This is a genomic window from Pseudomonas putida (assembly GCF_028682635.1).
Lineage (GTDB): Bacteria > Pseudomonadota > Gammaproteobacteria > Pseudomonadales > Pseudomonadaceae > Aquipseudomonas > Aquipseudomonas putida_AE.
Genome location: NZ_JANHLK010000012.1, coordinates 142,704 through 168,067 on the forward strand (window position 1 = coordinate 142,704; position 25,364 = coordinate 168,067).

Consider the following 25,364-nt stretch of genomic DNA (forward strand, 5'->3'; position numbering starts at 1 on the left):
TGTCGTCCTCAAAGTGCATCGTCGAATGTTGTTCTTGTTGTTCGAAGCCTCAGGGTGTCTAGGGGTGGCGCAGTCCCTCCTCACGCAACAGCGCCTGCAGGGTATCGAGCCGGGCACCGTCGAACGCGATCACGGTGCCCTGCTCGAACACCCGGCGCGCCAGCCCGGTCAACACCGCACCGGGCGGCAGTTCGATCTGCAGACGTACGCCGCGCTCGTAAGCGCTTTGCACCGTGCCGCGCCAATCCACCACGCGGCACATGTTGAAGGACAGGTCGTCGCGCAAGGCGTCGACCTTGATCACCGGGCGCGCGCGACTGCCGCTCAGGTAACCGATCTTCGGCGTTTGCAGCTTCACATTGGCGAAGGCTGCGGCGAGGGTTTGCGCCGGCGCATCCAGCAGCGGGCAGTGCGACGGCACACTCACCGCCAGACGCTTGGCCAGCCCTGCCCCACGCGCTTTTGCCAGCTCGGCCAGCGCTTTCATCGCCGCGTCACTGCCGGCAATCACCACCTGGTTGTCGGCGTTGATATTGGCCAGGTACACAGGCGTATCGACGCTGTGAACCTGGGCCAGCAAGCCCTCCACCACCGCCAGGTCCAGGCCGATGATCGCGGTCATTCCGTAGCCCTGTGGATACGCCTGCTGCATCAACTCACCGCGCAGGCTGACCAGATGCAGCGCATCGCTGAACGCCAGGGCACCGGCGACCACCGCGGCCGGGTAGGCACCGATGGAAAGCCCGGCGACGTAATCGGTCGGCAATGACAACTGCCGTGCAGCCGCCACACCGGCGATCAACAGGCAGAGCTGCACCGCCCTTGTCGATTGCAGCGCTTGGGCAGAGTCCAGCAGCCGTACGTCTTCGCCCAACACATCGCTGGCTTCGCTCAGGGTTTCCCGAGGCAAACCCTGGAGCATGCCCGGCCGCTGCGCGCCCTGGCCCGGGAACACCAGCAAGCTGCTCACGCTGCCTGCTCCTGCGGATTCCATGGGTCGATCACCAAGCGGGCTCCCGTTGCATTCTTGAGCAGGACCCGAGTGGAAGAACCCGCCCATTCACGCAAGGCGACCGCGCCAAACGAGGTCTGCAATTGCATGTCCACCACACAGGGCGCCGCATCGAGCAACGCCACCAGCTCCCGAGCTTGATCGCGGGCCATCGGTTGCGGCGTGCGCAGAATCAGATCCAGATCGCTGGCTGCATGCAGCGCTACAATGCCGCTGGCTAACTCGAACCCGGCGCTGCCGCTGACGCCCCAGACCCAACCACAGGCATCGAGTACAGGGCGCAATTGAGCCAAGGCCTCAAGCGCCGGCAGGTCACGGTGGCTATCGACATGACACAGCTCTTCCGGGCTGACACGACGGCTGATCGCCGCCATCGCCATCGACGTCCCATAACGCTGCTCACGCAAACGACCCCGCACGCCAACCGCAATCCGATCCGCCGTCGACAGCGCACGGCGCACCACCACGGGCTGACCGGCGCAGATGGACTCAACCACCCAGGCAGGCGCATCCACCGGCAGCTGCTGCGGGGTCATGCCCCACAGCAGGTCGTGGGCCAGGAACCTGCTCACCACTGCTCCCTCAGCAATTGGCGGACCTTGCTCGAGGCCGCACGATGGGCCGCGCCGAGGCGACCGCTGAGATCCGTGCCATTGCGCGCAACATCATCAATCGCCTGGGCCAGGCACTCGCTCACCCGCGCCAGATCCGCCGCGGTGGGCTGTTCGATCTGCTGCACCGCCAGGGTTTCCCAGAGCAGGCCGAGGCTGGCATAGCTGTCGATGTCGTAGGCCATCGGCGGCACGCTGGCGGCCAGGGTTTCCAGCTCTTCGACACTGCGCAAGGTCACCCGCGCCGCCGAGGCCTTGCCCATGGCGTGCACCATCACGCCCGGATCGCGCAGGGCAATCAGCCGGTTGGCCTGATAGCCATGGGCGAGAAAGGCACCAGACATGGCCTTGCCCACCAGCAGACCGATGACGGCATGCCCGGCCAAACGGGCGCGGGCATAACTGTCCGCCGCACCGGCCAAGGCCTGATGAATGCCGAGTGCCTCTTCACGGCGACCATAGGCCTGGCTCGGCACGTCGACGATGGCGATCAAGGCGCGTTTTTGCGGTTTGTCCTGATCGGCGGCGATGACTTCGTCCACCGCCTTGGCCAGGCCCCAGCCTTCGAGCAAACCGACTTCACCGTTGCGGGCGCGAACGAATCGGTTGTCCGGATCGGCCACCACGGCGATAAACCGCACGGGTTGATCACCTAGAAGTCCATCCGCCACTTTCAGCGAGGCCGGCAAACCAACCACTGGCAGGGCATCGGCAGCCAAGGCGTTGAACCAGCTCAAGCCCCTCAGGGAATACGAACTCATGAGCGCTCTCCTTGATACAGGTCGCGAACCGTGGCCGGCTCGATTTGCGGTTCGGCATCCAGACGCGCCAGCCGTTGCAGAAACAGCTCGGCCTGGGTGCTGCGTTGTTGCGCGGGCAAACCCTGCTTTAGCAGTTCGCCGACCTGCTGGCGAATCTGCGCCACGTCGTCATCGGCGTAGCGATCCACCAGCCCAGTGGCAAAACGTTGCTCGCCGCCGGTGAGGCTCCAGATGAAGGGGCGATCCCGCGAGTCGTATTCCTCGAGCCCCGCCTCCTGTTCGATCACCTGTGGGCCGTTCAGCCCGAGACGCGCTTCCCGGGTCACCAGCAGATAGCTGCACAGCCCGGCGGCAATCGACATGCCGCCGAAGCAACCCACGCTGCCGGCTACTACACCAACCACTGGCTGGTACTGGCGCAAATCGACAATCGCCGCATGAATATCGGCAATCGCAGCCAACCCGAGGTTGGCTTCCTGCAAACGCACGCCACCGGTTTCCAGCAGCAACACGGCGCGGGTCGGGATGCCCTTGCGGTTGTCCTCGGCAGCCAGTTCCAGGGCCCCGGCAATTTTCGCCCCGCCGACTTCGCCGAGGCTGCCGCCCTGGAAGGCCCCTTCGATGGCCGCGATCACTACTGGCAAACCTTCCAGGGTACCTTTGGCGATGACCACGCCGTCATCGGCCTGTGGCACCACGCCCTGGCGCGATAGCCACGGCGACATGACCCGCTGGAACGGGTCGAGCAATTCGCGAAAGGTGCCGGCATCGAGCAAGGCTTTGGCCCGTTGCCGCGCGCCCAGCTCAACAAAACTGTGCTTGTGCAGAAGTGCTGTACTGTCAGTCATGGCCGATCTCCTCGAAGCCCTGTTCCAGGCGCAGGCGGACCACGCCGGGGGTGGCGCCGAAATCGTGGATATCGATGTCCATCGCAGGCAAGGTCTGACCGTCGAACATCCGTGCGAACAGGTGCTGCCAGCGTTGTTCGCTGCCATTGACCGAGGTCTGCACGGTGATGGTCAGCTTGCCGGCCTGACCCGGTTCGATCAGCACTTCCAGATCGCCCGAGCCGACACACCCCACCAGGGTGCGACCGCGTGGCGGCTGCCCGGCGGGAAATTCAAAGGATAAGGTTTCCATCAAAACGCTCCCTGATTGATGTCGTCGCCGGACTCGATACGATCGAGGAACAGGCAGGCTGCGAGCAGGTCGGCAGCACCACCGGGCGAGGCATTCAATGCGATTAATTGTTGGTCCAGCTCATGCAGCCGACGACGTCCGGCGAGGCTGGCGCTGCCACCTGAATCGAGTACGGCCTGGGCGCCAAGCTGCATGGTGTGCAGGCCCTCTTCCCCGGCGCGATACAGCACGCAGGTGTCGGCCAGATTGGTCATGATCGCCAGCAGCGCATCGAGCCGGGCGTTCTGTTCGCCATGGCCGGCAGCGCGGCTGTACTTGAGTTGCGGCAGTGCACGTTGAGTTACCGCCGGGAAACCGAGCTGCGCTTCTTCACGGGCACCACGCGCTCCGTAACGTTGAGCGACTTGGGCACCGTGGCTAAGCGGACGCGGTGCGTAACGATCATCGAGCAGGGCCAGGCGTGCGGCTCGCAAGGCGACAGAGCCGGCGGCAGTGGATTGCGGCTCAAGCGCAACCGCGGCAACCAGCAGGCCCAATGCCCAGATCGCCCCACGATGGGTGTTCACGCCGTTGGTGGTGGCGAGCATCGCCTGTTCGCCTTCCCGCCCGATCAGGCCAATGGCCTCGCGCAGCGGCAATCCAACCTCGCCAATCTCAATGGCGGCTTCAGCCATTTCCTTGAACGCCGGCCACAAGGCCAGCGCCGAGGCGTGCATCAGCCCCAGGTGCAGGTCGGTATGGGCGCCATTGCCGCGACGGTCGACCAGCGCCGGTTTGGGCGACAGGTCCGCCTCGTCGATCAGCGCGTCCACCGCCAGGTCCGCCAAGCGTTCGGCCAGGCTCAGGGTTTTCGCTTGCAGGTTGAGTGCGTGCATTACCAGCTCCTGAACTTGGCGGGTGGGTTGTAGAGGCCACCGGACCACTCCACCAGATCCGCCACGCTTTTCGCGGCAAGCAACTCGCGGGTGGCGTCGGTGCGGCGGATGCCGAGGTCTTCGGGCAAGGCGATCAAGCCTTCGCGGCGCATGCGCGCGGTATCTTTTGGGTTGTGGCGCAGGCCGATGGCGGTCACCCCGGCAACCGCAGCGATCATGGCCCGGCGCTCTTCCAGCGAACGGGCCTTGTACAGGTAGGCGATGCCTTCTTCGGTCAGCAGGTGGGTGACGTCGTCGCCGTAGATCATGATCGGCGCCAGCGGCATGCCGCTTTTCTTCGCCACCCCCACCGCGTCGAGGGTTTCGACGAAGGTCGGTTTGCCGCCCTCCTGGAAGGTCTCGACCATTTGCACCACGAGTTTTTTACCGCGTTCGAGCATCGGCTCGGCCGCGTCGGCGTGGCGCATGTCGAGCCAGGCTGGCGTGCCGTGGCGGCGACCGCGCGGGTCGTGGCCCATGTTCGGCGCCCCGCCGAAACCGGCCAGGCGACCGCGGGTCACGGTGGAAGAATGGCCGTCGCCGTCGACTTGCAGGGTCGCGCCGATGAACAGGTCCACCGCGTATTGCCCGGCCAGTTGGCTGAACATCCGGTTGGAGCGCAGGGAGCCATCGCGCCCGGTGAAGAAAACGTCCGGCCGGGCGGCGATGTAGTTTTCCATGCCCAGTTCGGTGCCGAAGCAATGCACGCTTTCGACCCAGCCACTTTCAATCGCCGGGATCAAAGTCGGGTGCGGATTGAGCGTCCAGTTGCGGCAGATCTTTCCCTTGAGGCCGAGGGATTCGCCGTAGGTTGGCAGGATCAGCTCGATGGCGGCGGTGTTGAAGCCGATGCCGTGGTTGAGCGACTGCACGTTGTGTTTTTCGTAGATCCCGCGAATCGCCATCATCGCCATCAGCACGTGCACCGGCTTGATGTGCCGGGGATCGCGGGTGAACAGCGGTTCGATGTAGAACGGCTTGTCCGCCACCACCACGAAATCAACCCAGGAAGCGGGAATGTCGACCCGCGGCAGGTCGCTGACATCGTCCACCAACTGGTTGACCTGGACGATGACGATGCCATCGCTGAAGGCGGCCGGCTCGATCAGCGCCGGGGTGTCTTCGGTGCTCGGCCCGGTGTAGATGTTGCCGGCGCGGTCGGCCATGAAGCCGGCGCTGAGCACCACGTTGGGAATCAGGTCGACCACCAGTCGCGCATAGAGCTCGATGTAAGTGTGGATCGCGCCGATTTCCAGCAGGCCGTCTTCCAGCAACTGGCTGATGCGCAGGCTCTGGGTGCCGGCGAAGGAGAAATCGAGCTTGCGGGCGATGCCACGTTCGAACAGGTCCAGGTGCTCGGAGCGACCGACGCTGGGCATGATCATGTGCAGTTCATGCAGCTTCGCGGGGTCGGCCTTGGCCAGGGAACGGGAAAGAAAATCCGCCTGTTTCTGGTTATTGCCCTCCAGCACCACACGATCGCCAGGCAGGATCAACGCCTCCAGCGCCGCCACGATCTTGTCGGTGGGCAACACCACACCGTCAGCCAGGTCTCGCACCTGGGCAAGACGCCGCTGCTTCTCGCTGCGCCGCCGCGTCCATCGCGAGTCGGGGGAAATTGTTGTTGTCATGACCACTCCACGGGTTCGCTGTCGTGGGGGTCACAGTAGGAGCGTTGGGTGGGGGGCATCAATCAAGCAGAGTGGGGGATTGTTACGGTTAGGGTAATGAATCGATTGAGGCCTAATTTGGTGATAACTTCTAACCTATTCGTTCCTGATTTTTTCAATGCTTTTTAGAATAGTAGAAGGTGTAGGCTTATATCCATCTTTCCTGGCCTCACTGAAGCCCTCTTTCATGTCGTACATTACAATAGCGTTAGCTCTACGATGATAAATTAGCTGATCGCCCCGCGGCGTACGCATAAAGCTTTGCACATCATCTTTATTGCGAAGCTCGGAATATCGCTTCAACAGATCGCTATTGTAGTGATTACGGTCAACAAGTTTTCTGAGGGGCGCAGGAGCCGGGACCACAGACTGTCCAACAACAGCCTCTGTACTGAGCAACTTAAGTGTTTTAGGTGAAGATTCCATGGAAAATTTTAATTTTTTTGAAGCAGGACCGGGTGAGAAGCGCTTAGAGGATGACTGAACGCCAAATAATTCACTCGACTGCAATGCAGTTTGGCTAAATGGACTCTGTTTCGTACTATGTTTCACTAGCTCAATCTCCCTGGTGCTCCATGCGTACCATGGAGTTCTGGAGATTTCTTTTAGGCGAGTTTTAATAAAAGAACTCGACACTTTTGCGATCCAAGGAGCAGAAAAATTTCCTGTTTGATCAGACCTATTAACTGGATCTCCCAAACAGTAGGCATATGAATTTAGCCCACCTTTGTCAAACGGACTCATACTGTCTGGGTTGATAAACCTCATCAACGCCGGATTAAACGCCCTATAACCATTACCCAACAAATAATACCCGGTGATCGCATCCGGCCGTTCACCATTAAAACCCAGCAAACTGGTTGAATCACGTTCTGCGTGACCATAGGGAGAATAAGCAATCGGTAGCGAGTTCCTATCCACTGTGTGCATCACTGAACGCTGCTGATCAGTGGCCAATAAAGCCGTTTCCAGTGAGCCGCCCAAACGATTCTGTTGTGCCAATAACTGATCACCCTCCTGCACAATCGAATGGCGCGCCACGCCCTGAATCTCCGTGGCCAACCGGCTTTTACAGTAAAAGCGCTGCAGCGTGTCCTGTTGGACCGGATTCGAGCCAATCAGACGGTCCAGTGGATCATAGTGATAAGTGCAGAGAACTTCTTTGTTTGGGGAAGGCATTGGCAGGGCTCCTGTTGCTCCTTGCTGGTGGCATTGAGCTTCGGCCCTTGTGCTGCAGGTGTCTACTAGCAGAACTGATAGGTAAACGCTGGCCTGAGGCCAACCACATTGTCAGCGGACAGAACGAAGTCGAGCTTGCGCACAATGCCGCGGGGGCCAGGTGCTCGGGGCGACCGACGCTGGGTATGATCATGAAAGTTGCGTTGTCAGGGCTGACGCCTTCGCGGGCAAGTCGAATCGTCGCACCGCCGCTCCTACAGTGTCCGTGTATTGCCCATCATCTGCGGCAACCACAATACCTGTGGGAGCGGGCTTGCCCGCGAAGGGGCCAGGAAAGTTTCCAAAGCGTTGAGCCATGGGTCATCACGGTTCGCCCATCTGCTCCTGCACCCGAATCAAAAGCTGCGCAGTACTTTCCAGCGCCAGCAAAGAAGTAGTTTGTGCATCTTTCAGTCGAACGATTGCCGAACGCATCAAGCCTTCGCATTCCTTGCGTTCGGGCGGCTCGACCTTCAACCCACCGCTACGTACCAGATTCTCCAGATTCTCGCTGCTGCCCATCCTTGGACTCCACAGGGTTCTCACCCATCAGATTGATGTTGTCCTGCTGCGCTACCCGCACGACGAAGCTGTTTTCAGCCTTTATTTTTGCGGCCCAGTCTTCGGGGGTGTAGAGCGTCGGATTGAGGGTGCGGCCCAGTTGCTCTTCCAGGGGCAAGAGTCGTTCCCAACTTGTGGACGTCTTCGCCAGCCGATCGGGTTTTGTGTTTAAACGTTTGTCCGCGGATGGGGTGGAAGGCTACAACGCCAGACATCGCTGCCTACAGCAATGCCGGAACCCGCTGACTGGTGCGCTTTTGCGTTGATCTTTATTGTTTGGGTGTCGCTGCAAATTCAGCGGCCGGGTTTGGAACCCCGAGGTGTAGACGACGCAAAAGCGCCTTTCATAACGTATGCTTGCGCACCTTGAATGTGTGCACTCCGTTATGGCGGCTGTGCGCGGGAGACCTTCGGGTCTGCCGGGTTTTGTCCGTTTACCCCGGGTTCCAACCTGCGTACAGCTGCCACCCTTCGATTGGAACCTAAGGGAGCAGCTAAAACTCGTAAGACGGAGATTCACTTTGTTCAAAGTTACTCCCAATCCCCCAGACACAGATCCCCAAGCTTGCGTCGAAGACGAAAAACTCAAAGAAGCCGCCGACCGCGCCCTCTCCCATTACTTCCCGCCCCCTGACGAAAAACCGGCCAAGCGCCGAAAATTCCAGCTCTTCACCGTTTCTCCCGATGTCTGCACCGAAGCGCTTCTGGCCAATGCCTCTGAAGACCTGCTGTCCATCAGTGCCATTGCGGCCGATCTGGCGGACGGGGTGGAAGGTTCGCGGCGTTCGGTAGCCTTGGCGCTCAGCCGAATGGCCGATGGTGTGCATTTGTTGGTGGAGCGGGCGCTGGATCATCATGAGGCGTTGGCTCGGGCCAAGGTTTAGCTGTCAGGCCTTCGGTGAATTGGAGGCCGCCTTCGCGAGCAAGCCCGCTCCCACATTGATTTGCGGCGAACACAAAACCCTGTGGGAGCGGGCTTGCTCGCGAAGAGGCCCTTCAGACGAGCCCGGCACTCACCAACAACTCTTCCAGCGCCAGCAGATCCGGCACCTTGGCCACTTGATCCGCTACCTGTACCGCCGCTTGCTCCAGCGAACACAGCGGCACATCCACGTAGCTCAACTGGCTGTCGAGCTTGTACGAGCGCGGAATTCCCTGCACCAGCAGCGCGATGAATTTCAGTTCGGGACGACCGCCGAGCGCATTGAGAATGACGATTCGCGCGCGTTCGCCGATGACGATTTTCTGCCCGCAGGCCGACTCGAAGCTGAGCAACGGAATCTGCCGGTCGCGCCAGGCTACCCGGCCCAGGTACCAGGGCGGTGAGTCCAGGTTGAAGGCCGCGGGCTGGTAGTCGATCAGCTCCGCCACCGCGACGTTGGGCAGGATCAGGTTGCGGTCGGCCAGGGGCAGCAGCAGGCCGGTGAGCTGGCTTTCGCGCGAGTCGTGGCGACGCTCATGCATGGGTCTTGCTCCACAGGGCGATGCTTTCGAGCAGTACCGATTCCTGGTACGGCTTGCCAAGGTAGTCGTTGACGCCGATGGCCATGGCCCGGTCGCGGTGTTTCTGGCCGGTGCGGGAGGTGATCATAATGATCGGCAGGTGCCGCAGGCGCTCATCGTTGCGCACTTGGGTCGCAACTTCGAAGCCATCCATGCGCGGCATTTCGATGTCCAGCAGCATCAGGTCCGGGCTGTGCTCTTCGAGCAGCAGCATGGCGTCGACCCCGTCCTTGGCGGTCAGCACGTTCATGCCGTGGCGTTCGAGCAACCGGCTGGTGACCTTGCGCACGGTGACCGAGTCATCGACCACCATCACCAGCAACGGCCGCTGCGGCTCGACCTCGACTTCGTGGCTCGCCGGACGCTGCGGCGCACGCGCTTGCATGGCGCGAACCGGCGCCAGCAGGTCCAGGATCAGCACCACCCGGCCGTCCCCCAGAATCGTCGCCCCGGATACCCCTTGCACCGCCGAAAACTGCGGGCCGAGGCTTTTCACCACGATCTCGCGCGTGCCCGCCATGGCATCCACCTGCACCGCAATGTGCCGCTCGTTGCACTGCACCAGCAACACCGGCAGCGGCAGGCTCTGGCCCGACAGCCGTGGGCGTGGGCTGGTTTTCAGCAACTCGCCCAGGTAACACAGTTCATAACGCTGCCCGGCGTATTCATAGGTCGGCGGATCAAGACGAAAATGCCCTTCGAGTTCATTGGGCAACACGCGCACGATGCCATCGATGGTGTTCAGCGGAATCGCGTATTGATCCTCGGCGCATTGCACCATCAGGGCCCGGTTGACCGACACGGTGAACGGCAGACGAATGCGAAAATGCACGCCCTGCCCCGGCACCGAGTCGATGCTCATGGTGCCGCCCAGTTGCCGCACTTCTTCGTGCACCACGTCCATGCCGACCCCACGCCCGGAGATCTGGGTGATTTTCTCCGCCGTGGAAAACCCCGGCTGCAGGATGAATTGCAGCACGTCGTGGTCGCTGATGACGCTGTCCGGGGCGAGCAGGCCGCGCTTGATCGCCTTGCGTCGCACCGCCTCCAGGGGCACGCCGGCGCCGTCGTCGCGAATATCGAAAATGATGTCGCCACCCTCGCGCAACAGATCCAAAGTGATCCGCCCTTGCGCCGGTTTGCCCGCCGCAACCCGCACGTCGGCGGGCTCCAGGCCATGGTCGACGGCGTTGCGCAGCATATGCTCCAGCGGCGCCGCCATGCGTTCGAGCACATTGCGATCCATCTCGCCTTCGGCGTTGCCGACGATGAACTCGACGTCCTTGCCCAGCTCACCGGCCACCTGGCGGACAATGCGCTTGAGGCGCGGCAGCATGCGCTCGAACGGCACCATGCGCGTGCGCATCAGGCCTTCCTGCAATTCGGTGTTGATGCGACCCTGCTGTTGCAACAGGTTTTCCGCGTCCTGGTTGCGCCGGTCGAGGGTTTCCTTGAGGTCGAGCAGGTCGGAGGCGGATTCGAACAGGGCGCGCGACAGTTGCTGCAATTGCGAATGACGGTCCATTTCCAGCGGATCGAACTCTTCGTAACCCAGGCGCTCGGCCTCGACCTGCTGTCGGCTGAGGATCCGGCCCTGGGTTTCGGTATCGAGCCGGCGCAACTGGTCGCGCATGCGCTCGATGGTGGTTTCCATCTCGTTGAGCGCCACCTGCGCGTCGTTTACCTGTTGTTCGATGCGACCACGAAAGATCGAGGTTTCAGCGGCCAGGTTGACCAGGTCATCGAGCAGCTCCGCCGAGACCTTGACCATGTCCGCCCCGGCATCGGGTTGCAGCTGTGGTGGCTCGGCTTTCGCCGCCACGGTGAGCGGCGCCGGGGTTTCAGCCAGAACCGGGTGACTGAAGTTCTGGATCGCGTCGATCAGCCGGTCGGCCGGCGGCAATGGCTCGCCGGCGCGCGCCGCGTCGAGCATCTGGGCCAGGCGGTCATGGCTGCGCTGCAGCAGCTCGAACAACGCCGGCGTGGGTTGCAGCACGCCGGTGGACAGGCCTTCGTAGAGATATTCCAGCTCATGGGCCAGGTCGCCGATCGGGGCGATTTCCACCATGCGCGCACCGCCCTTGAGGGTGTGCAGGTCGCGCAGCAGGGTTTCCATTTCCTGGCGGTTCGACGGCTCGGCCTGCCAGCGCAGCAGCGCCGCGCCGGAGCTTTCGATGATGTCGAAGCCTTCTTCAAGGAAGATGTCCAGCAACTCGCCGTCATGGTGGGTCGAGTCGTTGCCGGTCGCCGCTTCGAGCACCTCGGCGTTGCTCGCGTGACCTTGCCTGAAGGCGCGAATCGCTTCGATCAGGTCCTCGGGATCGCCCAGGGCTTGATGGTCTTGCAGTTGCTCAAGCAACTGGGCCAGGCGGTCATGGCTCTGTTGCAGCAGCTGCGCCAGCGCTTCGCTGTGGCTGTAACGGCGATCCACCAGTCCCTCATAGAGGCTTTCCAGTTCATGGGCCAGGTCGCCGACCGGCTCGACCTCAGCCATACGCGCGCCACCCTTGAGGGTGTGCAGATCGCGCTGCAACGACGACAGGGGCGCGGCGTTATGCGGGTCATTGAGCCAGCGCTGCAGGGAATGGTTGGCGCTTTCGAGGATATCTTCGGCTTCTTCGAGGAAGATCGAAACGATGTCGCTGTCCAGTTCGGCGGCGCGCCCCCCTGTAGGAGCTGGCTTGCCAGCGATGGACGTCAACGATGACGCGTTGTCATTGGATGACCGCGGCGCCTGTGAGTCCATCGCGAGCAGGCTCGTTCCCACAGGGAGGGGTAGCGTGCGCTCAAGTTCAGCGGTGGCGTCGCCCAGCTCGCGGATGCTCAAGGTGCGACTGCCGTCACTGCGAATCAGGCCCATGGCGGACGGATCGAGGCTCTGGTCGAGCAAGCCGTGCAAGGCCCGAACCCGTTCCGGACGCGGGCTGACTTCCTGGCCGGCCGCCAACTCGTCGAGCATGTTGATCAGCGCTTCGTGGGCACTCTGTGCCTCATGGAAAAACGCTTCGCTGACTGCCAGGCTGCTCTCTTCCACCGCGCCGTAGAGATCGAGCAAGGCTTCGCAGAGTTCATCCACCGGGTGCAGGTAGGCCAGGTGCGCACCTTCGCCGAGGGTGGTCAATTCGTCCAGCAGTGCACTGAGTTCCTGGCGCTCGCCCGGGTGCTGCTGCCAACGCCGCAACAGGCTTTCGGCGTCCAGCAGGATGTCCATGCCCTGGGCCAGGAAGTTGTTGATCAGCTGCGGGTCGCGCTTTATCCGCAGGCCACTGCTGGGCGTGTTCGAGAGGGTTTGCAGGCGCTCGGCGAGCAGCGCCCTGGCACGCTCGATCAAGGCCCGCGCACCGGGAATTTCTGCCACCGGATCGCTCTTGAGCTGGCGCAAGCCAAGCCGGAACAAACCTTCGGCCTCCAGCAGCACTTCGACTTCGTCCAGATCGAGCGCGATCAGGTGAGCCTTGTACTCCCGGGCCAGTTGGTCCAGCGGCGTCGCCAGCTCGGCAATCGGCAGGACCCCGGCCACCGACGCACTGCCCTTGAGCGTGTGCAAGGCGCGCTGCAGTTCATCGCTGGCCTGCAGCGGGAGGTGTTCGGCGGCCTGGTCGAGAAAGCGGTTGAGGCTACCCAGATGGGTCTCGGCTTCCTTGCGGAAGATTTCCAGCAACAGCGGGTCGAGGGCCGCGACGTCCTGGGTGTCCTCGTCCACTGCCGTGGCTGCGCCCTTGGCCAGGGCATGGGCACGGGCCGCCAGCTGGTCGACATCGTCACGCTGGCGCTGGGCATCGGCGGCATATTCGGCCATCAGTTGCGGGAGCAGATCGAGCACTTCGCCGAGCAACTGCTGCACGCTGGCGCCAGGCGTCACGCTCTGTTCGAGGATGCGGTTGAGCAGGTTTTCCATGGCCCAGGCCAGTTCGCCCAGTACCAGGGCGCGCACCATCCGGCCGCTGCCCTTGAGGGTATGGAAAGCGCGGCGCAGTTCACTCAGGGCCGAGCGGTTGGCGGGATTGCCCGACCAGCGTGGCAAATACTCACGAAGGATCTCCAGTACTTCCTCGGTTTCTTCGATGAACACTTCGCGCAATTCCTCGTCCACCGGCGCTTCGCCTGACGGCGGCGGCAGCAGGCTGCCCGGCGTGTCGAGGGCGGGCGGGTTCAGGGCCGAGACCGGGTTGGCCAGCACATCGGCCAGGCTCTGGGCGATGGCCGGGGCATCCCGTTCCTGCTGTTGCTGTGCTTCGCCGGAGCTCAAGACATCCGCCAGCACCGGCACCTGTTGTTCGCTGGGGAAAACCCCGAGTGCAGCCAGGCTTCGCTGCGCCACGTCGAGCAATTGTTCACCGGGCGCCAGGGGGTCGTCGCTGAGGCGCTCAAGGTAATACTCGATGCTGGTGATAGCGTCGGCCAGGCTGTCCAGCGCCTGCCAGCCGGGCTGGCCCGGTTCGAGCAGCAGGTGCTCGCGGATAAAATGATTGCAGGTTTCGATCAGGCTCGCCGCCCGGCTCAACGGAATCATCGCCAGGGCACCGCGCACTTGGGTGAGCAAGGCCGGCAGTGCCTGCAGGTGCTGTCGGTCCCAATCGGCATCGATGTAGTCGACGATCATGTCCTTGGCCTGCTGCAGGCAGATGCGCGCTTCCTTGATGACGATCTGGTGGATCTGCGTCAGGTCGGTGGTGGGCAGGCGGCTGTCTTCCTGGCTTTCCGGCTCCACGGTGCCGACCATGCCGGCCAGGGTCGCTTCGACGTAAAGCAAGGCCCCGGCCACGTCCATGAGGATCGCGTCATCGGGTGCGCGCTGTCCCTGGGTCAGGCTCAGCACCACGGCCAGTTGATCGATGATGACCTTGCGTGGCTGGCCAAAACCCAGCACCGCCAGGGTGTCGGCGATCTGCCGCAGGGGCGCCAGCAGGCTGTCGAGGTCCGAGGCGTGTTGGCGGTCGCTGCGCACGAACAGGTCGAGGTGCTCCTTGACCCGCACCAGCTCTTCGCACAAGGCCGCCAATACCGAGCGCATGGCGTCACGGTCGGGCCCGGCCAGCCGTGCGCGTTCTTCGTCGACCATCGCGCTGTCAGGCAATGCATCATCCAGTGCGTAGCGATCTTTCATGGTCAGCATCTGCCCGGTGGGATGTTCGGCCTTGGCAATATAGAACAGCAAACTCTTGAGCAACTCGGTTGGCGGCGGCTGATTGATGCCCTGCATGCCCTGTTCGAGCAGACGCTTGAGCTCCTTGTCAGCCTCCTTGAACAGGCTGCGCAAGGCCGGGCTGTTGCCGATGGCACCGGCGCGCATGCCTTCGACCAGCGCCGAAGCGACCTGCCACAGCGGGCTCAGGGGCGCTGAACCGCACACGTTTTCCAGACGGCTGAAGACCTTGGCCAGGTACTCAAGGTGAGTGTCGTCGTCCTGTTCACGCAGCAAACCGACCAGGGCCATCTGCAACATCTGCCGCAACTTGCGCAGCACATTCGGCAATTCCGCCGGCTCCAGCCGCGCCAGGGACGCTTCGTCCAGGGGCGCCAGGCCGAGCAACTGCGGGCTGAACAGGCTGGTTTCCGACAACAGGCTTTCGCCCCGGGCGCTGCGCAGGTCGTTGATCAGCGGCAAGACCACCAACGGCAAATCGCGGCGGGCGCCTTGCACGCGATCGAGGTAGATCGGCAATTGCCCCAGCGCTTGCAGCATGAGGTGCAACGCTTCGTCGCGATGATGAACGCGATTGTGTTGCAAGGCGGTGACCAGTTGCTCCATTTCTTCGGCAAGCAAGGCCGCGCCGTAGAACTCGACCATCTGCAGGCTGCCGTGAACCTGATGGATGCACGCCAGGCATTCGCTCAGGGCGTGCGTCGCCTGCGGGTCATCAAGCTGGGTTTCGATCGCGTGATGAGCCTGCTTCAGCGTTTCGGCAATTTCGCCTTTGACCCATTCGAGGGCCACATAGTCGTGCCGATCACCCATAACCACTCCAATCCCCACTTCAATCAAGATAGCCATGCCCGGGGGCGGTTCAAGCTTTGTCCGTTACCTGCGCCTTGGTGGCCGGCAAGGTGAACCCGGACACCGACCGCCGCAACTGGCTGGCCATTTTTGCCAGGTTGCCAATGCTCTCGGCGGTGGCGGTAGAGCCGGACGAGGTCTGCGTGGTGATCTGCTGGATCACGTTCATGGTCAGGGAAATCTGACCGGCCGACGACGTCTGTTGTTGCGCGGCGTTGGAAATGCTCTGGATCAGCGCCGCCAGGGTCTTGGACACCCCTTCGATTTCTTCCAGGGCCACACCGGCATCCTGCGCCAGACGCGCGCCGCGCACCACTTCGGTGGTGGTCTGCTCCATGGAGATGACCGCTTCGTTGGTGTCGGCCTGGATCGCCCGCACCAGGGTCTCGATCTGCCGTGTTGCGGCGGACGAACGTTCCGCCAGGCGCTGCACCTCGTCGGCGACCACCGCAAAACCACGTCCGGCATCACCGGCCATGGACGCCTGGATTGCCGCGTTGAGGGCGAGGATGTTGGTCTGGTCGGCAATGTCGTCGATCAGGCTGACAATATCGCCAATTTCCTGGGAAGACTCGCCAAGGCGTTTGATTCGTTTGGCGGTGTCCTGGATCTGTTCGCGGATGTTGTCCATGCCGTGGATGGTGTTGTGCACCACCTCGTTGCCCTTGTTGGCGATTTCCACCGAACGCTCGGCCACCGCCGAGGACTCGGCGGCGTTGGCCGACACCTGGTCGATGGACTCGGCCATGTCGTTGATCGCGGTGGAGGCTTCGGAAATCTGTTGGGCCTGGTGTTCCGAGGCCTGTGCCAGGTGCATCGCGGTGGCCTGGGTTTCCTGCACGGCGGCGGCGACCTGCCCGGCTGTGAGGTTGATCGTGGCCACCAGGTCGCGCAGTTGGTCCACGGAATAGTTGATCGAGTCGGCAATGGTCCCGGTGAAGTCCTCGGTGACCGTGGCGGTCACGGTCAGGTCGCCGTCGGCCAGGTCTTCGATTTCATCGAGCAGACGCAGGATCGCGTTCTGGTTGCGTTCGTTCTTCTCGGCGGTTTCGCGCAGTTGGCGATTGGTTTCACGCACCATCACCAGGCCGATGAGGATGATCGACATCAACGCTGCCAGGCCCAGGACATAACCGCCGATGGTGTCGGTGTCACGTCCCCCGGCGAGGTTTTCGAAACCGCTGGCCAGGTGGGACGCTTCGTCGAGCAGGGTTTGCGAGAGACTGAAGATATTGGTCGCCGATTCACGGACCTTGAACAGCTCCGGTGAGGTTTCGAGGATTTCGTCCACGGAGCCGGAAACGAATTCGAACAGCTCGGAAATCTCGATCAGCCGCGCGCGCGCGTCTCGGTCCTCGACCTGGCTGACCCGCAGCGCTGCGTTGCCCTGGAGCATGCCGTTGAGCACCTGGCCGAAACGCGCCGCATCACGGCCGAACGCATCGGCGGCCTGCTGTGAGTTTTCGTCGCCAGACAAGACGGTATTGACCGCGCCTAAAATACGTTCGGCCAACAGGGATTGACGCTGGGCCATCGCCACCTGGGCCGCCGGGGCGCCCCGTTGCAGCAGGGTTTCGACGACTTTTTCGTATTCGACCTGCAACTGCGGCACGGTTTCGGCGAGGGTCGCGGCGACCTGATGCAGCGACAACACCGTCTGCTCGCTGGACAGGATGGCGTCGGTGTTTTTCAGCAGGCGTTCCCAGTCCAGCTGCACGGCGCGCATTTCCGGGCGCACGCTGGCCGGTGCCGGTGGCAGGCCGGTGGCGGGGTCGCCTTTCTTCAGATAACTCCAGCGCCGGGCAAAATCGTTGCGCGCATCGCTGAGTAACTTGAACGCCGCGGCCTTGCCGGCAGCGGCTTCGGTGGCATTCTTGGCAATCCGTTGGGACAGCACGCGCAGCTCACCGGCGTGGCCGATGTACTGTTTGTCGTAAGTAGCCTGGGTGTTGAGGTACGCGAAGTTGGCGAACAACAACATGATGAAGATGATCAGGGCGATGAACAGCGCGATGATCTGCGATCGACTGCGCGACCCTTCCATTGGCTTGCCTGCTTTTGCTTTTGTCATCGGTCTTCGCCTGTTAACCCACTTCTGGGCCTACCAGAATCCCCTGTGGGAGCGGGCTTGCTCGCGAAAGCGGTGTGTCATCCAAGATTAAATTCGACTGGCATGACGCCTTCGCGAGCAAGCCCGCTCCCACATTAGATCGGTGTCGTTCCTGTTAAACGGCTACGTTCATGAATCCCTGCGACCGCGCCAGCGCAAACAGGCTGAACACTTGCCAGGTCTGTTCACGCTGAAACCGGCCCGTGATGAACGGTGAAATCGGGCTGTTCAACGTGTCTGCCGGCTCCAGGCTGCCCCGGGCAAAGTGCTGCAAGCCAAAGACCTCATCGACCAACAACCCGGCAAACACCTCGTCATGTTCCACCACCAACACGCGCCGCTGCTTGCGCGCTGCCGAGACCTCGTGGCCGAAGAAGCCTGCCAGGTCCATGATCGGCAACAGGCGCCCGCGCAGATTGGCCACGCCCTTCACCCACGGCTTGACCCCCGGCACCAGGGTAAACCGCGGCTCGTGCAACACTTCACCGACCTCGCCCATGGGCGCGACGTACCAGCGTTCGCCCAGGCGAAAACCGATGCCGCTCCAGCTGTCCTGCCGGGTCGGCTGGGACGGCAGGTCCGCCGCCAGCAAGCGACAGCGCCGGTCGATCTGCAGCAGCAGCTCGAAGGCGGTCAATGATTCGTTCATGACCGCAGGATCAACCGGCCAGCACGTTGTTCAGGGTCTTGATCAGGGTGTCTTCGTCGACCGGCTTGGTCAGGTAGTCCCTGGCGCCCTGGCGCGTGCCCCAGACCTTGTCGGTTTCCTGATCCTTGGTGGTGATGATGATCACCGGGATGTGCCCGGTGTCCGGGTCTTTGGTCAACTGGCGGGTCGCCTGGAAACCGTTGAGGCCGGGCATGACGATGTCCATCAGCACCGCGTCGGGTTTTTCCTGGCGGGCCAGGGCCACGCCGTCTGCGCCGTTTTCGGCTTTCAATACTTCATGACCGTGCTTTTCCAGCATGCCGGTCAGTTTGTACATTTCAGTCGGCGAATCATCGACGATCAGGATACGTGCCATGGTCTTCCCCATTCTTGTCGGCGCAGGGCCCAATGGCCGAGCGTCTCTGTAGGTGTCTTACTGCGGCAAAACAGCGGCAAAGCCCGGGACATGGGCCTGGATCGCGTTCAGCAGTTCTTCCTTGCTGAAAGGTTTGGTCAGGAACTGGTCGGAGCCGACGATGCGCCCCTTGGCCTTGTCGAACAGCCCGTCCTTGGACGACAGCATAATCACTGGCGTGGACTTGAAGGCACTGTTGTTCTTGATTAAAGCGCAGGTCTGATAGCCATCCAGGCGCGGCATCATGATGTCGACGAAGATGATCCCGGGGTGGTGATCGGCGATCTTGGCCAGGGCATCGAACCCGTCGATGGCCGTGATGACCTCACAACCCACGTTCTTGAGCAGTGTTTCGGCGGTGCGGCGAATCGTCTTCGAATCGTCGATCACCATGACCTTCAAGGCGCTGGGTTGCTGTTCCATAGTGGCTCCACCGTCGCCTTTACGAATCTATTTGTCCCTATGCGGGCCGTCGAGCCCTCGAAACCCTTGATGTTCAAGGCCCGGCACGACATGGCAGCCTTTTTAGCACAGTCTCCAAATCCAATCTATCGGCCGGCCCTGGCAGTGGTTTTTCCTTGACCGGGAACACACTCAGCGCCACTCTGACGCCACTTTTATACGCTGATCCTCTGTAGGAGCGAGCTCGCTCGCGATGGTCGTCAACGATAATGCGTGCTGTCAGGATGAGCGCGTTGCCCTTGAGTTTTTCGCGAGCAAGCTCGCTCCTACAGAGATCGACATCAGCCCCACATCTTGAGGAAACACCCATGAGCGTTCGTGTCGGGATTGTCATGGATCCTATCGCCAGCATCTCCTATAAAAAGGATAGCTCGCTGGCCATGCTGCTGGCCGCACAGAAGCGCGGCTGGGAACTGTTCTACATGGAGCAGCGCGACCTGTACCAGGCCGAAGGTCAGGCGCGGGCGCGGATGCGTCCGCTGAAAGTGTTCGCCAACCCGGAAAAATGGTTCGAGCTGGAAGCCGAGCAGGACGCCCTGCTGAGCGACCTGGACGTGATCCTGATGCGCAAGGATCCGCCCTTCGACATGGAATTCGTCTATTCCACCTATCTGCTGGAACAGGCCGAAAGCGCTGGCGTGCTGGTGGTCAACAAGCCGCAGAGCCTGCGCGACTGTAACGAAAAGCTGTTCGCCACGCTGTTCCCGCAGTGCACGCCGCCGACCATCGTCAGCCGTCGCCCGGACGTACTGCGCGAATTCGCCGACCATCATGGCGATGTGATCCTCAAGCCGCTGGACGGCATGGGCGGTTCCTCGATCTTCCGTCATACCGCCGGCCACCCGAACCTCTCGGTGATCCTCGAAACCCTGACCCTGCACGGTCAGCAGCAAATCATGATCCAGGGCTACCTGCCGGCCATCGTCGATGGCGACAAACGCATCCTGATGATCGACGGCGAACCGGTGGACTACTGCCTGGCGCGCATCCCCGCTGCCGGTGAGACCCGTGGTAACCTCGCTGCCGGTGGCCGCGGCGAAGCCCGTCCATTGACCGAGAAGGATCGCTGGATCGCGGCGCAAGTCGGCCCGACCCTGCGCGAGAAAGGCCTGTTGTTCGTTGGCCTCGATGTGATTGGCGAGCACCTGACCGAAATCAACGTCACCAGCCCGACGTGCATCCGCGAAATCGACAATGCCTTCGGCACCGATATTGGCGGCATGCTGATGGAGGTCATTGAGAAGAAGCTGCAAGCTGCAAGCCACAAGCCGCAAGTTTGAAGCGCGTGACGTACAGCTTGTCGCTCGATGCTTGAAGCTTGAAGCTAAAATCCAACATTGCGTTATCATGCGCGGCCTGTGAAAACGCGATGTTGGTTTCCTTGTCATGACCCTCCCGTCCGATCTGCCTCCCGAACTCGCCCGTTACGGCGTGCGCCCGGCCGATCGCCTCGGTTTTACCCTGTTCCTGGCGGCGCTGATCCACCTGGCATTGCTGCTGGGTGTCGGCTTCACCATGGTCGAGCCCAAGCAGATCAGCAAAACCCTGGAAATCACCCTCGCCACCTTCAAGAGCGAAAAGAAGCCGGACAAGGCCGATTTCCTCGCCCAGGAAAACCAGCAAGGCAGCGGCACCCTGGACAAGAAGGCGATCCCCAAGACCACCGAGATCGCGCCGTTCCAGGACAACAAGGTACAGAAAGTCACACCGCCACCCGCCGCCAAGCCTGAAGTCCAGGAAGCCGCGCCCAAGGCTGCCGTGACCACCGTCGCGCCGAAGCCGAAAAAAGCTGCCGCGAAAACCGAAGAACCCAAACCCGTCACCAAACCTGCGGTGGCCGCACCGACGTTCGACAGTGAACAGCTGTCCAGCGACATCGCCAGCCTCGAAGCCGAGCTGGCCCAGGAACAGCAGTTGTACGCCAAGCGCCCGCGCATCCACCGCCTGAGCGCCGCGTCGACCATGCGCGACAAGGGCGCCTGGTATAAGGACGAATGGCGCAAGAAGGTCGAGCGCATCGGCAACCTCAATTATCCCGACGAAGCCCGGCGCAAGCAGATCTACGGCAATTTGCGCCTGATGGTCTCGATCAACCGCGATGGCTCGTTGTATGAGGTGCTGGTGCTGGAGTCGTCCGGGCAACCGCTGCTGGATCAGGCGGCCCAGCGCATCGTGCGGCTGGCGGCGCCGTTTGCGCCGTTTACCGGGGACCTGTCGGATATCGACCGCCTGGAAATCATCCGCACCTGGAAATTCGCCCGCGGCGATCGCCTTTCCAGTAATTGATCGAAGATCAAAAGATCGCAGCCTGCGGCAGCTCCTACATTTGGAATGCATTTCCCTGTAGGAGCTGCCGCAGGCTGCGATCTTTTGACGTGCTTCGGCTTGTCAGTTCGCCCCTCCAACGCCACACTAGCGCTCATGAAAAACGTCAGCCCCAGCTACCTCAAGCATCACTTCCTGATCGCCATGCCGCACATGGTCGACCCGAACTTTGCGCACACCTTGACCTACATCGTCGAGCACACGGCCAATGGTGCCATGGGGCTGGTGGTCAACCGTCCGCAGGACCTGAACCTGGCCGATATCCTCGAGCAATTGCGCCCGGACATCGAACCGCCAGCGCTGTGCCAGCACGTGCCGATCTTCATCGGCGGGCCAGTGCAGACCGACCGCGGGTTTGTCCTGCACCCCACGGGCCAGGGTTTTCAAGCGACCGTTGATCTGGAAGGCGAACTGTCGCTGTCGACCTCCCAGGACGTGCTGTTCGCCATCGCCGATGGCGTTGGCCCGGCGAAAAGCGTGATCACCCTGGGTTATGCCGGCTGGGAAGCCGGGCAACTGGAGGCCGAACTGGCGCAGAACGCCTGGCTGACCTGCCCGTACGATGCCGACATCCTGTTCAACACCAGCAGCGAGCAGCGCCTGGAAGCGGCGGCCAAACACCTGGGCGTCAACCTCAGCCTGCTGACCAGCCAGGCGGGGCACGCCTGATGGCCCTGCGGTTGATTCTGGGGTTCGACTACGGCACCAAACAGATCGGCGTTGCGGTTGGCCAGGTGATTACCGGCCAGGCCCGCGAGCTGTGCACCTTGAAGGCACAAAACGGCATTCCCGACTGGGATCAGGTCGAAGCGCTGATCAAGGAGTGGAAACCCGACGCCGTGGTGGTCGGCCTGCCGCTGAACATGGACGGCACGCCCAGCGACATGTGCGCCCGCGCGGAAAAATTCGCCCGGCGCCTGAACGGTCGCTTCAACCTGCCCTTCTACACCCACGATGAACGCCTGACCACCTTCGAGGCCAAGGGCGAACGCCTGGCCCGGGGCGGACAGAAAGGCAGTTACCGTGACAACCCGGTCGACGCCATCGCCGCCGCCCTGCTGCTGCAAGGCTGGCTCGACGAGAACGGCGCATTGTTCGAATCCTAATCCTGAAGAGCCGTCACCCGTCTCTTTTAGCTACACCCCGAGCCACCTCCGGCAACGACCCGGCTCGGGCCCAAGAAGGAGCAACCATGAGCCTGCCCAATCCCGCCGAACTGATCAGCCAGATGGCGACTGATCTCAAGGCACACCTGGAACACCGTGGCATCAGCGAACCGCGCTACATCGGCATTCGTACCGGTGGCGTGTGGGTTGCCCAGGCCCTGCTCAAGGAGCTGGGCAGCGCTGAACCTCTTGGCACACTCGACGTTTCCTTCTACCGCGACGACTTCAGCCAGAACGGCCTGCACCCGCAAGTGCGCCCGTCGGCCCTGCCGTTCGAGATCGAAGGCCAGCACCTGGTGCTGATCGACGACGTGCTGATGAGCGGCCGGACCATCCGCGCCGCCCTGAACGAACTGTTCGACTACGGTCGCCCGGCCAGCGTGACGCTGGTGTGCCTGCTGGACCTGGATGCCGGTGAACTGCCGATCCGCCCGAACGTACTGGGCGCGACCCTGTCCCTGGCAGCCCACGAGCGGGTAAAACTTTCGGGCCCGGAGCTCGAGCTCGAACTGCAAGACCTCGCCCTTTAATTCGCCCTATTGAGAGTCCCCCTCGCGATGACGCCTTTAGATACCAAGCGCCCGCTGCAGCTCAATGATCAGGGCCAGCTGCGCCACTTCCTCTCGCTCGACGGCTTGCGCCGCGAGCTGCTGACGGAAATCCTCGACACCGCCGACTCGTTCCTGGAAGTCGGCGCCCGGGCGGTGAAGAAAGTCCCGTTGCTGCGCGGCAAGACCGTGTGCAACGTGTTCTTCGAGAACTCCACCCGCACCCGCACCACCTTCGAACTGGCGGCCCAGCGCCTGTCGGCGGACGTGATCACCCTGAATGTGTCGACATCGTCGGCGAGCAAGGGGGAAACCCTGCTCGACACCTTGCGCAACCTGGAAGCCATGGCCGCCGACATGTTCGTCGTGCGCCACGGTGATTCCGGCGCCGCCCACTTCATCGCCGAGCATGTTTGCCCGCAAGTGGCGATCATCAATGGCGGCGACGGCCGTCACGCGCACCCGACCCAGGGCATGCTCGACATGCTCACCATCCGCCGGCACAAGGGCGGCTTCGAAAACCTGTCGGTGGCCATCGTCGGCGACATCCTGCACTCGCGGGTCGCGCGCTCGAACATGCTGGCCCTGAAAACCCTGGGCTGCCCAGACATCCGCGTGATCGCGCCGAAGACCCTGCTGCCGATCGGCATCGAGCAATACGGCGTGAAGGTCTACACCGACATGACCGAAGGCCTGAAAGACGTCGACGTGGTGATCATGCTGCGCCTGCAGCGTGAACGCATGACCGGCGGCCTGCTGCCGAGCGAAGGCGAGTTCTACCGCCTGTTCGGCCTGACCACCGCGCGCCTGGCCGGCGCCAAGCCCGATGCCATCGTCATGCACCCGGGGCCGATCAACCGTGGTGTGGAAATCGAGTCGGCGGTGGCCGACGGCCCGCACTCGGTGATCCTCAACCAGGTGACCTACGGCATTGCGATTCGTATGGCGGTGCTGTCCATGGCCATGAGCGGACAGACTGCGCAGCGCCAATTCGAGCAGGAGAACGCCCAGTGAAGCTCAGCATTCTTGGCGCACGCGTTATCGATCCGGCCAGCGGCCTGGATCAAGTGACTGATATCCACATTGAAGCCTGCAAGATCGTCGGCCTCGGCGCCGCTCCAGCGGGTTTCGTTGCAGTAGACACCATCGACGCCAAGGGCCTGGTGGCGGCCCCTGGCCTGGTCGACCTCAACGTCGCCCTGCGCGAGCCGGGTTACAGCCGTAAAGGCTCGATCACCAGCGAAACCCGTGCGGCGGCTGCCGGCGGCGTCACCAGCCTGTGCTGCCCGCCGAAAACCAAACCGGTGCTGGACACCTCGGCCGTCGCCGAACTGATCCTCGACCGCGCCCGCGAGGCCGGCAACACCAAAGTCTTCCCGATCGGCGCCCTGAGCAAAGGCCTGGACGGCGAACAACTGGCCGAACTGGTTGCCTTGCGCGATGCCGGCTGCGTGGCCTTCGGCAACGGCCTGGAGAGCTTTCGCAACACCCGCACCCTGTGTCGGGCGCTGGATTACGCGGCCACCTTCGACCTCACGGTGATCTTCAACTCCCAGGATCACGACCTGGCGGAAGGCGGCCTGGCCCATGAAGGCCCGACCGCGAGCTTCCTCGGCCTGCCGGGCATTCCGGAAACCGCCGAAACCGTGGCCCTGGCCAGGGATCTGCTGCTGGTCGAACAGACCGGCGTGCGTGCGCACTTCAGCCAGCTCACCAGCGCCCGTGGTGTCGCCCTGATCGCCCAGGCCCAGCAGCGCGGCCTGAAGGTCACGGCGGATGTCGCCCTGTACCAGTTGATCCTGACCGACGAAGCGCTGATCGATTTCAGCAGCCTCTATCACGTGCAGCCACCTCTGCGCACCCGCGCCGACCGCGATGGCCTGCGTGCCGCCGTGAAATCAGGCGTGGTCTCGGCCATTTCCAGCCATCACCAACCTCACGAACGAGACGCCAAGCTGGCGCCGTTCGGGGCCACCGAGCCAGGCATCAGCAGCGTTGAACTGCTGCTGCCGCTGGCAATGACTCTGGTGGAAGACGGCTTGCTGGACCTGCCGACGCTGCTGGCGCGCCTCAGCACCGGCCCTGCCGAGGCCCTGCGCCTGCCGGCGGGCAAGCTGGCGGTGGGTGGCGCGGCGGATATCGTGCTGTTCGACCCCGCGGCCTCGACCGTGGCCGGTGAGACCTGGCTGTCCAAGGGCGAGAATTGCCCGTTCATTGGGCACAGTTTGCCGGGTGTGGTGCGTTATACCCTGGTGGATGGGCGGATCAGCCACCAGGCCTAAGACCGCGGCGCCTCAATCG

23 protein-coding genes and 1 pseudogene are annotated in these 25,364 nt (G+C 62.6%); 8 read left to right on the plus strand and 16 right to left on the minus strand.

Annotated features, from left to right (window positions below):
• Positions 1 to 58: 58 nt before the first annotated feature.
• The 10 genes and pseudogenes from mdcH to NPS56_RS16870 all read right to left on the minus strand — a co-directional run.
• Entirely contained in the window at positions 59 to 970 is a 912-nt protein-coding gene (gene mdcH / locus NPS56_RS16825; RefSeq protein WP_274075628.1) for a malonate decarboxylase subunit epsilon, read from the minus strand.
• A complete protein-coding gene (locus NPS56_RS16830) occupies positions 967 to 1,587 on the minus strand; it encodes a malonate decarboxylase holo-ACP synthase (RefSeq protein WP_274075629.1) in 621 nt (206 codons plus the stop codon). Before NPS56_RS16830 ends, mdcH begins: the two co-directional genes overlap by 4 nt.
• On the minus strand, positions 1,581 to 2,384 hold the full coding sequence (mdcE, locus tag NPS56_RS16835) for a biotin-independent malonate decarboxylase subunit gamma (RefSeq protein WP_274075630.1): 804 nt from the start codon (positions 2,382 to 2,384) through the stop codon (positions 1,581 to 1,583). The genes NPS56_RS16830 and mdcE overlap by 7 nt, the downstream gene beginning before the upstream one ends.
• Positions 2,381 to 3,232 carry a biotin-independent malonate decarboxylase subunit beta gene (locus tag NPS56_RS16840; RefSeq protein WP_274075631.1) on the minus strand — a complete coding sequence of 284 codons (852 nt, stop codon included), beginning with the start codon at positions 3,230 to 3,232 and terminating at the stop codon, positions 2,381 to 2,383. Before NPS56_RS16840 ends, mdcE begins: the two co-directional genes overlap by 4 nt.
• Positions 3,225 to 3,524: a malonate decarboxylase subunit delta gene (locus tag NPS56_RS16845; RefSeq protein WP_274075632.1), complete on the minus strand. Its 300-nt coding sequence runs from the start codon at positions 3,522 to 3,524 to the stop codon at positions 3,225 to 3,227. Before NPS56_RS16845 ends, NPS56_RS16840 begins: the two co-directional genes overlap by 8 nt.
• A complete protein-coding gene (locus NPS56_RS16850) occupies positions 3,524 to 4,399 on the minus strand; it encodes a triphosphoribosyl-dephospho-CoA synthase (protein WP_274075633.1) in 876 nt (291 codons plus the stop codon). Before NPS56_RS16850 ends, NPS56_RS16845 begins: the two co-directional genes overlap by 1 nt.
• Positions 4,399 to 6,069, minus strand: a complete 1,671-nt coding sequence (gene mdcA / locus NPS56_RS16855) for a malonate decarboxylase subunit alpha (protein ID WP_274075634.1) — start codon at positions 6,067 to 6,069, stop codon at positions 4,399 to 4,401. The genes NPS56_RS16850 and mdcA overlap by 1 nt, the downstream gene beginning before the upstream one ends.
• 135 nt (positions 6,070 to 6,204) lie before the next feature.
• On the minus strand, positions 6,205 to 7,287 hold the full coding sequence (locus NPS56_RS16860) for an RHS repeat-associated core domain-containing protein (RefSeq protein ID WP_274075635.1): 1,083 nt from the start codon (positions 7,285 to 7,287) through the stop codon (positions 6,205 to 6,207).
• Positions 7,288 to 7,650: 363 nt separating this feature from the next.
• Complete coding sequence (locus NPS56_RS16865) at positions 7,651 to 7,848, minus strand: hypothetical protein (RefSeq protein WP_274075698.1); 198 nt, start codon at positions 7,846 to 7,848, stop codon at positions 7,651 to 7,653.
• A pseudogene (locus NPS56_RS16870) lies at positions 7,811 to 8,014 on the minus strand (transcriptional regulator); the annotation flags it as partial. The gene NPS56_RS16865 and the pseudogene NPS56_RS16870, both read right to left, overlap by 38 nt.
• 394 nt (positions 8,015 to 8,408) lie before the next feature.
• Between NPS56_RS16870 and NPS56_RS16875 the strand changes: the two are divergent.
• Complete coding sequence (locus NPS56_RS16875; RefSeq protein ID WP_274075636.1) at positions 8,409 to 8,771, plus strand: DUF6124 family protein; 363 nt, start codon at positions 8,409 to 8,411, stop codon at positions 8,769 to 8,771.
• A 112-nt stretch (positions 8,772 to 8,883) separates the two neighbouring features.
• On the opposite strand, the gene NPS56_RS16880 is transcribed toward NPS56_RS16875, so the two are convergent.
• The 6 genes from NPS56_RS16880 to pilG form a co-directional block, all read right to left on the minus strand.
• Positions 8,884 to 9,351 (minus strand): chemotaxis protein CheW, encoded by a 468-nt coding sequence (locus NPS56_RS16880; RefSeq protein ID WP_274075637.1) that lies wholly within the window; start codon positions 9,349 to 9,351, stop codon positions 8,884 to 8,886.
• Positions 9,344 to 15,349, minus strand: a complete 6,006-nt coding sequence (locus NPS56_RS16885) for an Hpt domain-containing protein (protein ID WP_274075638.1) — start codon at positions 15,347 to 15,349, stop codon at positions 9,344 to 9,346. Before NPS56_RS16885 ends, NPS56_RS16880 begins: the two co-directional genes overlap by 8 nt.
• A gap of 49 nt (positions 15,350 to 15,398) precedes the next feature.
• A complete protein-coding gene (locus tag NPS56_RS16890) occupies positions 15,399 to 17,459 on the minus strand; it encodes a methyl-accepting chemotaxis protein (protein WP_406591758.1) in 2,061 nt (686 codons plus the stop codon).
• Between the two features lie 154 nt (positions 17,460 to 17,613).
• A complete protein-coding gene (locus NPS56_RS16895) occupies positions 17,614 to 18,147 on the minus strand; it encodes a chemotaxis protein CheW (protein WP_274075639.1) in 534 nt (177 codons plus the stop codon).
• A 10-nt stretch (positions 18,148 to 18,157) separates the two neighbouring features.
• Positions 18,158 to 18,523: a twitching motility response regulator PilH gene (gene pilH, locus NPS56_RS16900; protein WP_085716385.1), complete on the minus strand. Its 366-nt coding sequence runs from the start codon at positions 18,521 to 18,523 to the stop codon at positions 18,158 to 18,160.
• A gap of 57 nt (positions 18,524 to 18,580) precedes the next feature.
• Positions 18,581 to 18,985, minus strand: coding sequence for a twitching motility response regulator PilG (pilG, locus tag NPS56_RS16905; protein ID WP_046818327.1), 405 nt, complete (start codon positions 18,983 to 18,985; stop codon positions 18,581 to 18,583).
• Positions 18,986 to 19,332: 347 nt separating this feature from the next.
• Between pilG and gshB the strand changes: the two genes are divergently transcribed.
• From gshB to NPS56_RS16940, 7 genes are all read left to right on the plus strand, one after another.
• Positions 19,333 to 20,304, plus strand: a complete 972-nt coding sequence (gene gshB / locus NPS56_RS16910; RefSeq protein WP_274075640.1) for a glutathione synthase — start codon at positions 19,333 to 19,335, stop codon at positions 20,302 to 20,304.
• A 106-nt stretch (positions 20,305 to 20,410) separates the two neighbouring features.
• Entirely contained in the window at positions 20,411 to 21,310 is a 900-nt protein-coding gene (locus NPS56_RS16915) for an energy transducer TonB (RefSeq protein WP_274075641.1), read from the plus strand.
• Between the two features lie 135 nt (positions 21,311 to 21,445).
• Positions 21,446 to 22,018: a YqgE/AlgH family protein gene (locus NPS56_RS16920; RefSeq protein ID WP_274075642.1), complete on the plus strand. Its 573-nt coding sequence runs from the start codon at positions 21,446 to 21,448 to the stop codon at positions 22,016 to 22,018.
• The gene (ruvX, locus tag NPS56_RS16925) at positions 22,018 to 22,455 is read left to right on the plus strand and encodes a Holliday junction resolvase RuvX (RefSeq protein WP_034147546.1); all 438 of its coding nucleotides are present in this window, start codon (positions 22,018 to 22,020) and stop codon (positions 22,453 to 22,455) included. Before NPS56_RS16920 ends, ruvX begins: the two co-directional genes overlap by 1 nt.
• Positions 22,456 to 22,541: 86 nt before the next feature.
• The gene (gene pyrR / locus NPS56_RS16930) at positions 22,542 to 23,045 is read left to right on the plus strand and encodes a bifunctional pyr operon transcriptional regulator/uracil phosphoribosyltransferase PyrR (RefSeq protein WP_274075643.1); all 504 of its coding nucleotides are present in this window, start codon (positions 22,542 to 22,544) and stop codon (positions 23,043 to 23,045) included.
• A gap of 27 nt (positions 23,046 to 23,072) precedes the next feature.
• Positions 23,073 to 24,077: an aspartate carbamoyltransferase catalytic subunit gene (locus NPS56_RS16935; protein WP_046818333.1), complete on the plus strand. Its 1,005-nt coding sequence runs from the start codon at positions 23,073 to 23,075 to the stop codon at positions 24,075 to 24,077.
• Positions 24,074 to 25,345, plus strand: coding sequence for a dihydroorotase (locus NPS56_RS16940; protein ID WP_274075644.1), 1,272 nt, complete (start codon positions 24,074 to 24,076; stop codon positions 25,343 to 25,345). The genes NPS56_RS16935 and NPS56_RS16940 overlap by 4 nt, the downstream gene beginning before the upstream one ends.
• Positions 25,346 to 25,364 lie beyond the last annotated feature (19 nt).

Coding starts and splice junctions, on each gene's coding strand:
- NPS56_RS16885 (WP_274075638.1), bottom strand. CDS start 15,349: ATGGGTGATCGGCACGACTATGTGGCCCTCGAATGGGTCAAAGGCGAA.
- mdcE (WP_274075630.1), bottom strand. CDS start 2,384: ATGAGTTCGTATTCCCTGAGGGGCTTGAGCTGGTTCAACGCCTTGGCT.
- gshB (WP_274075640.1), top strand. CDS start 19,333: ATGAGCGTTCGTGTCGGGATTGTCATGGATCCTATCGCCAGCATCTCC.
- pilH (WP_085716385.1), bottom strand. CDS start 18,523: ATGGCACGTATCCTGATCGTCGATGATTCGCCGACTGAAATGTACAAA.
- NPS56_RS16895 (WP_274075639.1), bottom strand. CDS start 18,147: ATGAACGAATCATTGACCGCCTTCGAGCTGCTGCTGCAGATCGACCGG.
- NPS56_RS16860 (WP_274075635.1), bottom strand. CDS start 7,287: ATGCCTTCCCCAAACAAAGAAGTTCTCTGCACTTATCACTATGATCCA.
- NPS56_RS16880 (WP_274075637.1), bottom strand. CDS start 9,351: ATGCATGAGCGTCGCCACGACTCGCGCGAAAGCCAGCTCACCGGCCTG.
- NPS56_RS16850 (WP_274075633.1), bottom strand. CDS start 4,399: ATGCACGCACTCAACCTGCAAGCGAAAACCCTGAGCCTGGCCGAACGC.
- pilG (WP_046818327.1), bottom strand. CDS start 18,985: ATGGAACAGCAACCCAGCGCCTTGAAGGTCATGGTGATCGACGATTCG.
- NPS56_RS16920 (WP_274075642.1), top strand. CDS start 21,446: ATGAAAAACGTCAGCCCCAGCTACCTCAAGCATCACTTCCTGATCGCC.
- mdcA (WP_274075634.1), bottom strand. CDS start 6,069: ATGACAACAACAATTTCCCCCGACTCGCGATGGACGCGGCGGCGCAGC.
- NPS56_RS16845 (WP_274075632.1), bottom strand. CDS start 3,524: ATGGAAACCTTATCCTTTGAATTTCCCGCCGGGCAGCCGCCACGCGGT.
- NPS56_RS16915 (WP_274075641.1), top strand. CDS start 20,411: ATGACCCTCCCGTCCGATCTGCCTCCCGAACTCGCCCGTTACGGCGTG.
- pyrR (WP_274075643.1), top strand. CDS start 22,542: ATGAGCCTGCCCAATCCCGCCGAACTGATCAGCCAGATGGCGACTGAT.
- NPS56_RS16840 (WP_274075631.1), bottom strand. CDS start 3,232: ATGACTGACAGTACAGCACTTCTGCACAAGCACAGTTTTGTTGAGCTG.
- ruvX (WP_034147546.1), top strand. CDS start 22,018: ATGGCCCTGCGGTTGATTCTGGGGTTCGACTACGGCACCAAACAGATC.
- NPS56_RS16865 (WP_274075698.1), bottom strand. CDS start 7,848: ATGGGCAGCAGCGAGAATCTGGAGAATCTGGTACGTAGCGGTGGGTTG.
- NPS56_RS16935 (WP_046818333.1), top strand. CDS start 23,073: ATGACGCCTTTAGATACCAAGCGCCCGCTGCAGCTCAATGATCAGGGC.
- NPS56_RS16890 (WP_406591758.1), bottom strand. CDS start 17,459: ATGACAAAAGCAAAAGCAGGCAAGCCAATGGAAGGGTCGCGCAGTCGA.